Source organism: Psychrobacter proteolyticus (assembly GCF_003350005.1).
Lineage (GTDB): Bacteria > Pseudomonadota > Gammaproteobacteria > Pseudomonadales > Moraxellaceae > Psychrobacter > Psychrobacter proteolyticus.
In genome coordinates this window covers 106128-121765 of sequence record NZ_QLKS01000004.1, presented here as the reverse complement: position 1 = coordinate 121765, position 15638 = coordinate 106128, and the positions used below count along the sequence as shown (strand labels likewise).

The window sequence follows — 15638 nt, the reverse complement described above, 5'->3', positions numbered from 1 at the left end:
TTATTTTAAAGTGCTACATCAAAACTATACTATTAACGCCCCGTCTTTAGCTTGTCCCAGTACTGTTGATATACTTGCAACGCCTCATCGCCTACATCTTCTTGGAACTCAGCTTTTGCTAAGACTTCTTTAGAAGGATAAATCGTTGGGTTGTTTTGGACGCTCTCATCCATCAGCTCACGCGCTGCTATGTTTGGTGATGCGTAGCCGATCTCTTCGCTGACGATTTTTGCATTTTCAGGACGCAATAAGTAATCAATAAATTTATGTGCTGCATCAACTTGCTTGGCATTTTTTGGAATGACAAAATTGTCCATCCATAAGATAGCGCCTTCGGTTGGATACTTATAGACCAAGCTAGTCAAACCTTCGTCATTGGCCATGACTGCTTCACCATTCCATGTCATACCAAGCGAAGTCTCACCTTCGATATATGGCATACGTGTCGCATCAGAGTTAAAAGTTTTGACGTTTGGCATCAACGTGGTGAGCTTATCGTAAGCGGCTTCAATTTCGTCAGGATTGCTACTATTGCCTGAGTAGCCAAGAGTCAGTAGTGCCATACCAAAGACTTCGCGGACGTCGTTAGTCAGCATCACTTGACCTTTATACTTAGGATCCCATAGGTCATTCCAGCTATTGACAGTTTTCGGATCGACACTGTCACCGTTAATGGCTAGACCGGTGCTGCCCCACATATAAGGGATAGAGTATTTGTTATCAGGATCAACTTTGGTATTGGTAAATGAGGTATCAAGGTTTTTGAAATTGCTCAATTTGGATTTGTCCAGCTCTTGCAGTAGTCCTTCTTTCGCCATTTTTTCGACATAATAAGTCGATGGAATCGCTAAGTCATACTGACTAGAATCATCCAATAGTTTGAGCTTGGCATACATCGCTTCATTAGAGTCAAACGTGGTGTAATTAACTGAGATGCCAGTCTCTTCTTCAAAGCCATCTAGTATCTCTTGCGGCATGTATTCTGACCAGTTGTAAAGGTTCAGCGTCTCATTGCTCGCCGCAGCACTGCCATCCGCTGCATTGTCAGAGTTGCTACAGCTGGCAAGCACCAAGCCGACAGCCGCTGCTAATAATGCTTTTGGCACTATGCGACCGATACTAGCCAAGGTGTGAGTAGTTGGATGGGACGATGATAAATGGGTCAAAATATCTCTCCTAAATAAAGGTAATGCAAATTAGAAAAATTCAATAAAAAAGCCAAAAGGATAAAAGCCTGACATGACCAATAAAACTATTATGGTCATTAATTTATACAATTTAAAGGGTTGTTATTAGGGCAATGCTTAATAATACTAATAAAAATAGCCAGTTGAGCTAATAAGATGAATAGCAAAACTAACTTAATGACAGGTAATTTTGGGTAGAATTATTAGCGAGCTGCTAACGTCGAATCGAAAAAACATAGTATATAACCATGCTATGATTGGCGCAGACCGAAGTATGACGAACATCATCTAAGCAGATATCAGCCTTTGGCTCTAAGACACCAACCATACCATAATAATAAGGGATACAGCACAATGACCGAAAGTACCTCAACTCAAAACGCTTTGAGTAAAAGCCACTCAGTTATACCAGCATTGCTTACGGATAAAGTCGCCATAGTCACTGGTGCCAGTCGCGGGCTTGGTGCACAGATTGCTCAGCAAATGGCAGCAGCAGGTGCTATTGTTTGCGTCAACTACCTCAATAGTAAACAGGCTGCTGAGACGGTAGTGGCTGATATCATCGCGACAGGTGGCCAAGCATTTTCTTATCAGGCGGATGTCACCGAGCTTGAGCAAGTACAAGCCATGGCAGCTGAAGTCATCACTCGTCATGGACGTATTGATATATTGGTCAATAATGCTTTACCAAGTTATCAGTTCAATCCAAGTGCTGCGTACACCAGTATCGAAACAGTAAAGTGGTCGCATTTTTCGCAGCAAATGGATGGTATCGTTAAGGGTGCAGTCAATACAGTACAAGCAGTGTTGCCGCAAATGAAAGCGCAGCAAGTAGGCAAAATCATTAATATATCGACCAATCTTGTCTACAACCCAGTGGTTACCTATTATGATTACACCACGGCTAAATCAGCATTGATTGGACTGACGCGCAACCTAGCAAGTGAGCTTGGTCAGTATGGTATTCGGGTTAATTTGCTGGCAGGTGGCTTATTAAAAACTACCGACGCAAGTAGCTTAACTACTGAAGAGGTATTCGACTATATTGCGACTACAACGCCGCTGCGCCAAGCGACTTCGGTGGCTGACTTTGCCAATTCAGTATTGCTCATGGCGTCTGATTTGAGCATGGCTATTACTGGACAATCTATCGCCGTCGATGGTGGCTTGACCATGCCTTAATCGAGGCCTTAATTGACGCCTTAACGTTCGATTGGATTTGTAGAAGGAATGAAATGAATACTCGACAAAGTATTGGAATCATCACCGCTACAGTTTTCAGTTGAAACGTCTATATAAAATTAGACCATAATAAAAAGCCCTTACTAGTCAGCTAGTAAGGGCTTTTTTTAAATGAACATTAATTAAATGAACGTTAATGGCTTTATGTGCCTGAACAGTCTTATGACCTCATTTCTAACTGATTAAGCACGGTTTGAATACCATGCTCTTCAATCGTTCCAGTAACGAAGTTAGCGCGTTCTATTAAAGCTGGCTGGGCATCTCCCATGGCCACAGCAAATCCAACTAAGTCGAACATTTCTAAATCATTCATACCGTCACCAAATGCCATACACTCGCTTGCATCTACTGCATAGTATTCGCACATATCTTTGATACCGCGCGCTTTTGATGCATCTGCTGGCAATATATCGGCACCAATCTGATGCCAATGTACCAGCTTTAAATCATACTGGGCAAAGTTGATATCCTGCATTTTTTCTTGCTGATTGTTAAAAAATACCGAGCACTGATAGACGGTATTTGTTTTGTAGTAATCAGGGTCAAGGATCGAATTGGGCGTGACCGCATTGAACTCGCGCAAACGTTCATTTTCACCTGACCAAGCGATATGAGTAGCAGAGTCAAACTTATGAATCAAATCACTTTGCTGGCACAGACGCACGATTTTATCTGTCTGTTCAGCAGTTAATGGGTAGTGGCTGATTTGGCCAGTTTTATCAAAACTATATTGTCCATTCATACAAATAATGGCATCCAATATATCTGCATCAAGCAACGCTAAAATGTCTTCAGGCAATATGGCTTTAGAACGACCAGTCGAAATCACTAGCTTAATATCGGTATCTGCAAGCTGCTCAAGCGTCGCTTTATTGTGTTCAGCGATAATGCCGTTACGGCTCAAGGTATCATCGATGTCAAAAAAGATGATTTTGGGTGTCGAGATCTTAGTAGTCATACTTTCTTTGGCAATCTTATCTTCGATAAACATGCTGATCCTATTGTTTTTAGTTGTGTAGATACAATGATTCAGATACTACTACAACATACCCAATCAGATAAATACCTATCGAGTAACCTATGATGCTGCATGCATATCTATTTAGACAGTATCCATATGATTGTCTTTGAAGGGGCTCAGCGCTTGCCCAGAGGGTTAACAAAAATCCTAAACGATATGGTTAACTTAATAGTGTTGATTTATTATAAGGTTATATTCAGCTATCAAAACTAATCTACAAAATAAGATGATCTATCGTTATTAATGCATCAACTACCTAAAGGAATAAGTATGAATTTTTTTATCTTAAAATCAGCCGTCACTTTGACGGCCTTTGCAATATTGACTTTTTATTGAGAGTAAATGGTGTTTCACATACCTATAAGAAGTGCTAGCTCGATAAGTATTACAAGCTTTGATTAATGCTTGTAATATCTCACCAGTGAGTAAGCGTGGGTCAGTCATATAAATAAGTTGAGGCAGGGTGGTAGGAAAATATAGATTAGGCTAGTTAACTATTAGAATAATGCCATTACACTAAGCATGGCAACTTTGTAGTACAATTTTACTGTGATAGATATCGGTATGGTATATCATTGAAGCTTCTATGTCATAAATCTAAAAAAATCATAGTAAGTGATAAAAAATATTATTAATTATACTTTATCTTAAAGTATACTTTATCTTAAAGTATACCTTGATTTAAATGAAGTTTTTATAAATAAGGTTTCTTATGAACATAACGACAAGCCAACCTTCAGAAAATAGAAAAAGGCATGGCGAGCATATTCTTATCCACATGACATATATCGCCAAAAATGTCGATCTAGATTCGGGAATTGAGCTGACTCGCGCACTTGAGTATTGGCGCAGATATTTTGAAGAAACTAATATAGTTTCAGCTTTAGTTATTAGTGAAGGTTATTTCGTTCAAAGTTTTCAAGGGACAAGGCCTGCTATCAATACTGCCTTAGAAAAAATACTTGACGAGCATTCAACCATTTTTCCTAATATCGTTAATATAGAGGAAATAGAATCGCGTCAATGGAGTGGGTTTTTAGTCAAACATCTAACATCAAGCGTTGAAGATGAAGAGTATGCCCTAAAGAGCTTCTCAGCAGGTTCTGACTATAACCCTTATCTTATGAAAAGCACTCAAATTGAAAGCTTCTTGAAAGCAATATTTAAAGGTCCTGAATACAATAAATTTTAAATGAATAGTATTTAGTTCTTAGTTATCTGTTTCTTAAAGATACCTGCTTCTTAAAGACATCTGCTTCTTAAAATAGTCACTTATTCTAGCTAGAATAGAAAAGCCGTCTATACGTTTGTATAGGCGGCTTTTTGGTGAAAGCAACTTACCCGTTTGGTAAAGGGTGTGTCCTTGGCAATTGGACAAAATATTAGTTGATGTTCATAAGTGATTCGCGCAATATTTGACGACTAAAGACGACTTGGTATATCGGTAAATACACATGAGAACTCCTAGCGATTAGAGTGATGCTCTCACGCTGAGTGAGCTAGTTTTTGTAGTTTTATTTTAAAATAATAGATGATAAAAAAACTGGTCAACTCCCAAGAGTCTTATTGATTATACTTTATAATAAAGTGTATATTAATTTATATACCTATTATATAAATGGATTTTCTTATGCATATAACAATAAGTCAAACTTCAGGAAGTAGGAAAAGACATGGCGAGCATCTGCTGATTAGCCTAACGTATGTTGGCAAAAACATCGAATTAAAAACGGGTATAGAATTGACTCGTGCTCTTGAGCAGTGGAGAAGATACTTTGAGGAAAGTGGGTTAGTTGCAGCGCTTGTGATCAATGACGGTTACTTTGTTCAAAACATTCAAGGCTCAAGACCAGCTGTCAATGCTGCTCTAGCGAAGATAATTGATGAGCATTTCAAGATTATCCCTAATGTTGTCAAGGTGGAAGAAATAGAAGCGCTTCAATGGGATGGGTTCGTAACCAAATACCTAACGGAAAGTGCCGAAGATGAAGAATATGCCTTAAAAAGCTTCTCAGCAGGTTCTGACTTCAATCCCTACCTAATGAAAAGTACTCAGATTGAAAGTTTTTTGCATGAAATTTTTGCAGACCAAAAAATTTTATAACTATTAAGAAAGATCGGTTGAGAGAACTTTGATGAATTATTTTTACTACATAATTCTCAGAAAAAAAACGATCTTGTGAGGTCTGTTTTTAGAGCTTAGTGAGTTAGATTCGAATAAAACAACAAGTTGGGTTTCCTGAAATTAATAACTTAATATTATCAGTGAATAGTCATATAACAAAAAAATAAGGTATTATTTATTAGGATGATTCTAAGATAGTATCTTAAGCTAAATGGATTTTTTAATTAGATATCTTATGCGTAGATTTATTGAATTCTAATTCAGAAGAGAGAAGGAAATGATTTCAGACGAAAGAAATAACGATTGTGCTCACATTCTCACCAGCCTAACGTATATCGGTAAAAACCGTGAAAAAGACAATGGTGTCAAAATGGCTCGTACTTTTGAGATAGCGCGGCGAAACAACGAGCAAAGCGGTATAACGTCAGCACTTGCTATCAATGATAACTATATTATTCAAAATATTGAAGGCTTGAGACTCGATGTCAACGAGCTTCTAACCAGAATCATCACGGAACGTCCGCATTTATCTATTCATGTAGTAGAAATTAAAGAGGTAGAGATGCGTAAATGGGACGGCTTTTTGATTAGATATCTAACGTCAGGTCCTGAATACGAAGTGCATACCCTCAAACATTTTTCGACAGGTACTGATTTCAACCCTTATCTCATGACAAAGGATCGTATCATAAACTTTATGGATGCGCTCTTTACAGATGAGCGGCTTAACGAGATTTAAACTGAGCGTATTTGTTCATCACAACCGTATTATGTCACTCTAGTCTCTACATTCAACATGGTCAGCTACTTTTCTTGTGTAGTACAAATCTCTAGTGGTACAAAAAATCCGCCTATATTATATATAGGCGGATTTTGATGGGTAGTAGCTGGGTCTTTAGTTCAGTTTGCTGACACTTAAGAGACTAAAACTATCCAACCTCAACACTCGTTACATTCTGAAAACCTCTTGGCAACTGACCACCACGATTACCACGCACACCCGTATAGTTAGCCAAATCATTTGGCTTGAGTGTCACATGGCGTTTGCCAGCGGTAATGACAAGGCTGTCTTGCTGACTGAGTGGTGTGACAGTAAGCACTTCCTCACCGTCTTTTAATTTAATAAGTTTATTGCCTTTACCGCGGGCCTGTTCAGGCAAATCATCAAGGGCAAATATCAGTAGATATCCTGCATTGGTTGCAACGGCAACATGATCAGGTGTCACGTGTATATTGCTATTTTCACCTTCTGTATTAGCGGCCGTCTCTACTGGCGCATCGATACGTGCAACAGGGAGCAAGCGACTGTTAGTGGCTAGATTAATAACATTTTTACCTGCCTTTTGATTGCTGTCTAAATTACCAAGAGTGTTGATAAAACCATAGCCCTGCGAGCTGGCAAGAATGATGCGTTGATCGTCAGCACCCGTCAATAGCTGCTCAAAGCTGGCACCTGCTGGCGGCTTCAATACACTGGTCAGTGGATCACCTTGACCGCGCGCTGAGGCGAGGTTGTGCGCATCGATACTGTAGCTGCGTCCAGTACTGTCAAGTACGTAGATTTTTTCATTGGATTTACCGCGCACATGGGCTTGATAGCTGTCACCTGAACGATAGCTCATACCAGCGGCGTCTACGTCATGACCTTTGGCAGCACGAATCCAGCCTGCTTTTGAGAGGATAGCGGTAACGGGTTCGCTCGGCACCAGATCAGACTCTTTTAAGGCTTGTGCTTCTTCACGTTCTGCTAATGGTGATACGCGCTCGTTGCCATGTTCTTTCATATCGGCAGTCAGCTCATCAATCATCAGATCGGTCAGACTGTCTGGGTTATCTAAATACTCTTGAATGATGGCACGCTCGGTAGCCAATTCGTCTTGCTCGCGGCGCAGCTCAATTTCCTCTAGCTTTGCTAGCTGACGCAGACGAATATCCAAGATTGCATTGGCTTGAATATCAGTTAAGTCATAGTCCTGCATCAGTGTCGCTTTTGGATCGTCTTCTTCACGAATGATGCGAATGACTTCGTCGATATTAAGATATGCAATCAGCAAACCTGCCAGAATGTGCAAGCGCTTATCGATTTTATCAAGTCGATATTGCAAACGGCGAGTGACTACTGAACGGCGACAGATGAGCCATTCTTCCAACACTTCTTTTAGGTTTTTGACCTGCGGTTTACCATTAAGGCCAATCATATTCATATTGACGCGGTAATTGCTCTCTAGGTCTGTGCTGGCAAACAAGTGACTCATGACACGCTCGACATCGACCCGCGTTGAGCGCAGCTCAAGGACGATACGGCAGGCATTTTCGTGATCTGATTCATCATGAATATCCGTCACCCAAGGCAGCTTCTTATCAGTCATAAGCTTAGCAATTTGCTCTTGGATTTTGTTGCCTGAGACTTGGTAGGGCAGCGCATCAATGATGACGAGATTCTTTTCTTTGCTATCGATATGGAACGTGGCACGCATTTTATAGCTGCCACGACCCGTCTCGTACATCGCCTGCAAGTCTTTTTTGCTAGTAATGATCTCAGCTGGAGTTGGCAGATCAGGTGCTGGTATCGACTGCGTAATCTGCTTGACGGACAGCTCAGGATTTTTTAATAAACGAATTGCTGCGCGCACCACTTCATTGAGATTATGCGGCGGTATGTCAGTAGCCATACCGACGGCAATACCTGTCGTGCCATTCAAAAGGATATTAGGCAAGCGAGCGGGTAGGGTGGTTGGCTCCTGCATGGTGCCGTCAAAGTTATCTTGCCAATCGACCGTGCCTTGACCGAGTTCTGCAAGCAATGTATTGGCATAAGCTGACATTTTTGCTTCGGTATAACGCATAGCCGCAAAGGATTTAGGATCATCTGGGCTACCCCAGTTGCCTTGACCTGTGATGAGCGGATAGCGATAGCTGAACGGCTGTGCCATCAGTACCATGGCCTCATAACAAGCGCTATCCCCATGCGGATGGTACTTACCCAGAACATCACCGACAGTACGTGCTGATTTTTTTGCTTTAGCAGAGGACTTTAGGCCAAGCTCGCTCATAGCGTAGACGATGCGGCGCTGAACAGGTTTTAGACCGTCGGCGATATTGGGTAGTGCCCGATCCATGATGACGTACATGGCGTAGTTGAGATACGCCTGCTCAGTGAATTCTGCAACTGAGCGAGTATCCATCGGTTCATTAGGAATGGGTGGAGCAATCGTATTATCAATAACATCAGACATAAAATAGATTTCGCTTATAGATTTTTAATTAGTATGGTTTATATAGTGATGCATAGCGTGAATAGGCGTCGCAGTGTCTATTGGGTTCGGCGCGACATTCACTTAAAATTAAGATAGTGCTATCGTAAAGGATATTTAGCCAATTAAAAAGGCGTATGTCAGAATATACGACAGCTCGTGACGTGCTTAAGACAAGTACTTATAAGGGTCTTTTATAGTATGGTGATTCATAGCTTTTATAGATTAAGTTAAGTATAGTAAATCTAATATTTATTTTTTATATGGTTAATAAATGTCTTAAGGTTGAATCGTTTTTATTTAGAATATTTTATCTACCATTAATCTACAGACAGTAGGTTGAGAATAGTTTTGATGCAAAATTAATAACTGAAAGTATGGCAGCTAATAGGCTAAACAAGGCGGCTGATTTGCCTATTTTGAATAGCATTAACCATATATTGACACGGTCAAGTCGCTACTGAATTATCTTACAATAAGGAATTTTTGTTATGTCATTTGACCCTTTATCTAAAATTTCCGCCTCTAAAATGCTAAAAAACGAAAGTAAGCACCTAGGGAGAAACACTACTAGAAATGTACTATTGATTACTGCTATAACCAGTCTAGGATTGATAGCCTGTAGCCCTTCACAAATGAGCAAAACGCTACCAGCCGAGACAAGCAGCACAGTCAATCAAGATGCAGCAGTGGTGTCAGAGTCTATCATGGCGTCACCCAGTGTTAAGCCCTCAGTCATCAGCCAACAGATGATGATACGTTCTGCGGCGCAAACAAGTATCGTACGCCCATTACCGAGCATCATAGTCACGCCAGAGGCAAAAGACAACTATCAAAAAAACGCAGCCAATCCTGTACATCGAACTACGGATATGGCGGTATCCACTTTGTCTATCGATACCGATACGGGCAGCTACGCCAATGTGCGCCGCTACCTAAACGAGGGTCAACTACCACCTGTTAATGCCGTACGGGTAGAGGAATTGATTAATTATTTTAACTATCAATTTGATGATGGCAAACGCTTAGGTAGTGCCCCGTTTATTGTGTCAACTGAGGTAGTAGACTCACCTTGGGATAGAGCAGATCAGGATAATAAAATCGTCAAAGTCGGTATCAAAGCCGTTGATAGTAGCTGGTCGCAAAAAACAGACAAGCAATCTATGCCACCTGCCAATCTCGTATTTTTGGTAGACGTGTCAGGCTCTATGTCGTCACGCGATAAGCTACCATTGGCGCAGTCATCGCTTAAACTACTGACAGAACAAATGCGCGCTCAAGACAGCATCAGTATCGTTACCTATTCGGGCAGCACCAGTGTGGCATTGCCTGCAACCAATGGTGACCAAAAAGCAAAAATATTGGCTGCAATCGAGGGATTAAATGCCTCAGGCTCAACCAATGGTGAAGATGCTCTTAAATTGGCCTACAGACAAGCTGAGCAGGGACTGAAAAAGAACGGTATCAATCGAATCATGATGTTAACGGATGGCGATTTTAACGTTGGTATTAGTGATGTCGATGAGATGCTTGATTTGGTCAAAGCCCATCGCGATCGCGGTATCTCTTTATCTACCGTTGGCTTTGGTCGCGGTAATCTGAATGATCACATGATGGAACAGATGGCGGATAACGGCAATGGTAATTACAGCTATATTGACAGCTTAACCGAAGCAAAAAAAGTCTTTGGTGATGAGTTAGCAGCGACATTCAACACCGTTGCTAAAGACGTAAAAGTCCAAGTTGAGTTTAATCCCGATGTGGTGACTGAGTGGCGCTTGATTGGTTATGAAAATCGCGTACTGGCTGAAGAAGACTTTAATAATGACAAAATTGATGCAGGTGAGCTTGGGGCAGGTAAGGCAGTGATAGCTTTGTTTGAAGTGACACCAAAAGGTCAAAAAGGTCTATATAGCGATCGCCGTTATGCTGCTAGCAATGCCATTGCCATTGCCAATTCGAATAATAAACAGAACTCTAATGAACTTGGCTATCTAAAAATTCGTTATAAAGCTCCGACAGGTGGTAGCTCCAAACTGATTAGCCAACCGATTAATAAAGCTAGCCGCGCTTTAAATAAAGCCAGTATCGATACTCAGTTTGCGATGGCAGTAGCAGGGTTCGGTCAACGCTTGACTCAAAGCGATTATATTAATGACTGGCAGTACAGTGATAGCACTAAGCTTGCAAAAAGTAGTATCGCAGATAGACCGAGTAGCGATACTGATGGTACTCGTCGCAACTTTGTGACCTTAACTGAGTTGGCGAGTGCGCTAAAAAATAGCCGATAGTGAACAGATATCGTGTCGGGATGGTCATTAGGGAGCAGAGGTTAAGGGTCATATTTTCTAATAGCTTGACTGATATTTTTATATTAATATGTTGATATATATAGGGATATTGAGCGTCAAGCCTATTTGAGAACTGGTGTAGCAATCTTTTGTATTGAGTACTATGTATAAAGTGTGTATGTTAATGAACAAAGGGCTATTTACCGCTATATTGTTCGCTCAGCACTATACAAATATGTCGCAGCCTTGCTTTTTATCATAACGATAGGCAAGACTCTGACCTTTTGTATATTTATCACACTGTGATTGGCGTGGGTTGACGGTAATGTATTATTACTAGGAGAGAAAAGATTATGGAAAATCAAGGAAACTTAACCCGTCGTGACGATAAAGTTTGGCTAAAAACGTATGAAGAACTTGGTCTGGAGTATGACATTGAGTTGCCAGCCGACAATACGTCACTTATCGATATTTTCGAAAAAAGCTTCGCTGAAAATGCTGATAAAACTGCCTATATCTGCATGGGTTCATCGTTAAGCTTCCAAGAAGTAGATTTATACAGCCGTCAAATGGCCGCTTATCTACAGTCATTAGGATTGGTCAAAGGCGATAAAGTTGCGGTCATGATGCCCAACATTTTGCAGTTACCAATCTCTGTCATCGCCGTACTACGTGCAGGCTTTACCTTAGTTAACGTCAACCCTCTGTACACTACCAGAGAGCTTGAGCATCAGTTGACTGATTCAGACGCCAAAGTGCTGATCATGGTCGAAAACTTTGCCAAAACCTATCAAGACATCGGTCGCAATGTGGTCGATAAAGTCGTGATTACGGGTATGGGCGATTTGATGGGTACGCTCAAAGGCTTTATGGTCAATACGGTTGTCCGCCATGTCAAAAAAATGGTACCAGACTATAGCATTTCTAATAGTGTCAGCTTTAAAAGTGCGTTAAAACAGGTCACCGCTAGCAAATATAAGCGCCCAACCAATATCACGCTTGATGATATCGCCGTCCTACAATATACCGGTGGTACGACAGGTGTGGCGAAAGGTGCAATGCTAACGCACAAAAACTTGGTGGCAAACTTAATTCAGTCTAATACCTTTTTGGGCACCGCTTTTGATGATTTCGATCAAAGAGGTGAGCAACCTGTAATTATGACGGCATTGCCGATGTATCATATTTTCTCATTCACCGTATGTGGCATGTTTGGTCTGTATCGTGGTTGTATTGTGCTATTAGTACCAAACCCACGCGATCTTGATAGCTTGTTAAAAGCATATAAAGCCAACCCACCAGCGTTTTTCCCAGCGGTCAACACGTTGTTTAATGCGCTTGCCAATAACGAAGAATTTATCGCGATGGATCATAGCAAGCTGCGTCAATCGATGGGCGGTGGCATGGCAGTACTAAGTCCAACAGCAGAGAAATGGCGTCAAGTAACTGGTAATATTATCATTCAAGGTTACGGCCTGTCTGAAACAGCACCAGTAGCGACTTCTAACCCTAGTAACAGCAAAACATTCACAGGTACCATTGGTGTACCGATGCCTGCAACAGATGTGGCAATTTTGGATGATGCAGGTAATGAAGTAGCACTTGGTGAGCGCGGTGAGATTAGTGTTCGTGGCCCACAGGTCATGAAAGGTTACTGGAACCGTGAAGATGCTACTGCCGAAGTTATGACAGCAGATGGATTCTTCCGTACTGGTGATATCGGTATCATGGCTGACAACGGATATGTGACCATCGTTGACCGCAAAAAAGATATGATTTTGGTGTCTGGTTTTAACGTCTATCCGAACGAAGTCGAAGAAGTCATGGCTGGCCATCCTAAGATTTTGGAATGTGGTGTCATCGGTATCGAAGACGAGAAAAGCGGTGAGATTCCTAAGATCTATGTTGTCCGTAACGATCCAAGTCTGACCACCGAAGAAGTTCTTGAGTACGGTAAAGAGAACCTAACAGGTTATAAGCGTCCTCGTCGTGTTGAGTTTATTGATGAGCTACCAAAATCGAACGTTGGTAAGATTTTGCGTAAAGACCTACGCGTACTTGAAGAAAAAAACCACGGTTAATTTGCTGATACACGCATCTAGATAGTTGTTTGATAGGTGCGTGTATCAACCAAAGATACATGTGAAAGTGTCGCTCGATTAGATACTGTCGTAACTAAAGTAGTAACCAAAAATGATAAGGCTGCAACCATGCTGTCTTATCATTTTTTTGTCTTTATCGCTTTTGACATTTGCGGATGACAGCTACTATTAATAGAGAATATCTATTAAAACTGCTATAGTGCCCATCGACGTATTTTTGTTTTTATCCAAAAAACCGTACTAGTTTTACTTAAGACAACTAGTGAAATCATGGTAGTAAATATCGTTTTCGACTTAGTCGTGCTGAGTGGTAGTATTATTTATCATAGACCCAGTAACACACTTTAATTTGCAAAGCTTATGAATGACAAACCCGATCATACTTATCTATTTCTTATTCATAAGCTTCTGCTGTCAGCAATAATCATAAAAAATGGTGTTTCCATTAGCATATTCAATGTTTTTAACAGTAACATTTAGGGAAAATTATGACGGATAATATTAATAAAAAAACGACAGATAATAGCGCTGCAACTGACGATAAAGCCAATACTACTAACGACGTTTATCAAAGCAATGCGTTTCCTACTATGCCAACCATCGACAGCGATAGTCCGTGGCTGAGCGCTTATGAGCGCTATAGTATCGATGCTACTATCGAGATGCCAGAAGACAATACCTCTTTACTGGATGTGTTCGAGCGTAATTTTAGCCGTTATGGTCAAAAACCTGCCTATATCTGCATGGGCTCATCGATTACTTTTAAGCAATTAGATCTATATAGTCGCCAGATTGCTAGCTATTTGCAGTCAATAGGACTGGTCGCAGGCGATAAAGTTGGGGTCATGATGCCCAACGTCTTGCAGTATCCAGTGGTCGCTTTGGGTATCATTCGTGCAGGGATGGTGTTGGTCAATGTAAACCCTCTATACACCAGTCGTGAACTGTCACATCAGTTGCATGACAGTGGTGCGAAAGCGCTATTTATCGTTGAAAACTTTGCTAAGACGTATCAAGATGCAGAAGATAAAGGTCAGGTAGAGCATGTAGTCGTGTGTACCATTGGTGATATGCTAGGTACGATTAAAGGAGCCGTGGTTAATCTTGTGGCTCGTCATGTTAAAAAGATGATTCCTGCTTATAGCATACCGAATAGCGTGAGCTTCAAGCATGCTTTGAATGCGGAGTCAGCCAGTAAGTACCAGCGCCCTGAGTTAAACTTAAGCGATGTGGCGCTACTGCAATATACTGGTGGTACGACAGGAGTCGCGAAAGGCGCGATGCTGTCTCATGGCAATCTAGTCGCCAATATGCTACAGGTCAGCGCGCTGATGAACAGTGCATTTGATGATGATATAGATGGTAGAGACGTGATTTTGACCGCACTGCCGCTATACCACGTATTCTCATTTATGGTCTGCGGTATGTGTAGTATGTATCAAGGTTATGCCTCGCTACTCATTCCGAATCCGCGCGATCTTGATGGGCTTATCAAAGAGATGGCCAAGTACAAGCCAGCATTTGTCCCTGCGGTGAATACTTTGTTTAACGGCTTAGTACATAAAGATAACTTTGCTGATTTGGACTTTTCTAATCTAAAAGCGTCTATCGGCGGCGGTATGTCAGTATTGCCAAGCGTAGCGAAAGAGTGGCATAAAATCACTGGCCTGCCTATCGTTGAAGGTTATGGCTTGTCTGAGACCTCACCCGTCGTAGCTTTCAATCCGATGACTATTGCGGAATTTACTGGAAAAATCGGTATTCCTGCGCCTAGCACGGATATTGTGCTCATTGATGATGACGAAAATATAGTAGCCATGGGTGATCGCGGTGAAATCTGCGTAAAAGGTCCACAGGTCATGATTGGTTATCAGAATCGTCCGAAAGAAACTGCTGAATCCTTTACGGCTAGCGGTTACTTAAAAACGGGCGATATCGGCATTATGGACGAAAAAGGCTTTATCAAAATTGTTGATCGCAAAAAAGACATGATTTTGGTGTCTGGTTTCAACGTCTATCCAAACGAAATTGAAGAGGCGATGAGTGAGCATCCAGCAGTCGTAGAGTGCGGTGCTATTGGTGTACCGAACGATGATCGCGGCGAAGAGCCAAAGCTGTTTGTGGTCAAAAAAGGCGACGTGACTGAAAAAGAGCTATTGGAATATGGCAAAAAACAACTGACTGGCTATAAGCGTCCACGTCATATACAGTTCGTTGACGAATTACCAAAGTCGAACGTTGGCAAAATCCTACGTAAGGAATTGCGTAAGATGGAAGGGTTAGAATAGTTTATATCTGATATTTTGTTGATAATGGTGGCGTAATGGCAGGTGCGAATCTTGCTATTGCGCCGTTGTCACGTTAGGATATCTTAAGATTTTAGTCGACTACATACCTGTCAATGTGTTTACTGACA

At 41.3% G+C, this 15638-nt stretch carries 10 protein-coding genes; 7 read left to right on the top strand and 3 right to left on the bottom strand.

From position 1 onward, the window contains the following. Nucleotides 1–32 precede the first annotated feature (32 nt). Nucleotides 33–1166: an ABC transporter substrate-binding protein gene (locus DXK30_RS10295; protein ID WP_114701634.1), complete on the bottom strand. Its 1134-nt coding sequence runs from the start codon at nucleotides 1164–1166 to the stop codon at nucleotides 33–35. 375 nt (nucleotides 1167–1541) lie between these two features. On the opposite strand from DXK30_RS10295, the gene DXK30_RS10290 reads away from it, so the two are divergent. Beyond that, nucleotides 1542–2369 carry a 3-oxoacyl-ACP reductase gene (locus tag DXK30_RS10290; RefSeq protein WP_114701633.1) on the top strand — a complete coding sequence of 276 codons (828 nt, stop codon included), beginning with the start codon at nucleotides 1542–1544 and terminating at the stop codon, nucleotides 2367–2369. Between the two features lie 220 nt (nucleotides 2370–2589). Here DXK30_RS10290 and DXK30_RS10285 read toward each other — a convergent pair whose 3' ends face one another. Further along, nucleotides 2590–3420, bottom strand: a complete 831-nt coding sequence (locus DXK30_RS10285; RefSeq protein ID WP_114701632.1) for an HAD family hydrolase — start codon at nucleotides 3418–3420, stop codon at nucleotides 2590–2592. A gap of 742 nt (nucleotides 3421–4162) precedes the next feature. Between DXK30_RS10285 and DXK30_RS10280 the strand changes: the two genes are divergently transcribed. From DXK30_RS10280 to DXK30_RS10270, 3 genes are all read left to right on the top strand, one after another. Further along, the gene (locus tag DXK30_RS10280; protein WP_114701631.1) at nucleotides 4163–4642 is read left to right on the top strand and encodes a BLUF domain-containing protein; all 480 of its coding nucleotides are present in this window, start codon (nucleotides 4163–4165) and stop codon (nucleotides 4640–4642) included. A 438-nt stretch (nucleotides 4643–5080) separates the two neighbouring features. Then, complete coding sequence (locus DXK30_RS10275) at nucleotides 5081–5554, top strand: BLUF domain-containing protein (protein WP_162799529.1); 474 nt, start codon at nucleotides 5081–5083, stop codon at nucleotides 5552–5554. A 298-nt stretch (nucleotides 5555–5852) separates the two neighbouring features. Continuing rightward, nucleotides 5853–6314: a BLUF domain-containing protein gene (locus DXK30_RS10270; RefSeq protein WP_114701629.1), complete on the top strand. Its 462-nt coding sequence runs from the start codon at nucleotides 5853–5855 to the stop codon at nucleotides 6312–6314. A 190-nt stretch (nucleotides 6315–6504) separates the two neighbouring features. Here DXK30_RS10270 and parC read toward each other — a convergent pair whose 3' ends face one another. Continuing rightward, nucleotides 6505–8811 (bottom strand): DNA topoisomerase IV subunit A, encoded by a 2307-nt coding sequence (parC, locus tag DXK30_RS10265; protein ID WP_114701628.1) that lies wholly within the window; start codon nucleotides 8809–8811, stop codon nucleotides 6505–6507. A gap of 509 nt (nucleotides 8812–9320) precedes the next feature. Between parC and DXK30_RS10260 the strand changes: the two genes are divergently transcribed. The 3 genes from DXK30_RS10260 (at nucleotide 9321) to DXK30_RS10250 (ending at nucleotide 15510) form a co-directional block, all read left to right on the top strand. Continuing rightward, nucleotides 9321–11120, top strand: a complete 1800-nt coding sequence (locus DXK30_RS10260; RefSeq protein WP_114701627.1) for a vWA domain-containing protein — start codon at nucleotides 9321–9323, stop codon at nucleotides 11118–11120. 353 nt (nucleotides 11121–11473) lie between these two features. Next, on the top strand, nucleotides 11474–13201 hold the full coding sequence (locus tag DXK30_RS10255; RefSeq protein ID WP_114701626.1) for an AMP-binding protein: 1728 nt from the start codon (nucleotides 11474–11476) through the stop codon (nucleotides 13199–13201). 509 nt (nucleotides 13202–13710) lie between these two features. After that, nucleotides 13711–15510: an AMP-binding protein gene (locus tag DXK30_RS10250; protein ID WP_114701625.1), complete on the top strand. Its 1800-nt coding sequence runs from the start codon at nucleotides 13711–13713 to the stop codon at nucleotides 15508–15510. The last annotated feature ends 128 nt before the right edge of the window (nucleotides 15511–15638 follow it).

What these genes read in the sequence shown, in the direction of transcription:
- DXK30_RS10290 (WP_114701633.1), top strand. Translation starts at nt 1,542, where the DNA reads ATGACCGAAAGTACCTCAACTCAAAACGCTTTGAGTAAAAGCCACTCA.
- DXK30_RS10285 (WP_114701632.1), bottom strand. Translation starts at nt 3,420, where the DNA reads ATGTTTATCGAAGATAAGATTGCCAAAGAAAGTATGACTACTAAGATC.
- DXK30_RS10280 (WP_114701631.1), top strand. Translation starts at nt 4,163, where the DNA reads ATGAACATAACGACAAGCCAACCTTCAGAAAATAGAAAAAGGCATGGC.
- DXK30_RS10275 (WP_162799529.1), top strand. Translation starts at nt 5,081, where the DNA reads ATGCATATAACAATAAGTCAAACTTCAGGAAGTAGGAAAAGACATGGC.
- DXK30_RS10270 (WP_114701629.1), top strand. Translation starts at nt 5,853, where the DNA reads ATGATTTCAGACGAAAGAAATAACGATTGTGCTCACATTCTCACCAGC.
- parC (WP_114701628.1), bottom strand. Translation starts at nt 8,811, where the DNA reads ATGTCTGATGTTATTGATAATACGATTGCTCCACCCATTCCTAATGAA.
- DXK30_RS10260 (WP_114701627.1), top strand. Translation starts at nt 9,321, where the DNA reads ATGTCATTTGACCCTTTATCTAAAATTTCCGCCTCTAAAATGCTAAAA.
- DXK30_RS10255 (WP_114701626.1), top strand. Translation starts at nt 11,474, where the DNA reads ATGGAAAATCAAGGAAACTTAACCCGTCGTGACGATAAAGTTTGGCTA.
- DXK30_RS10250 (WP_114701625.1), top strand. Translation starts at nt 13,711, where the DNA reads ATGACGGATAATATTAATAAAAAAACGACAGATAATAGCGCTGCAACT.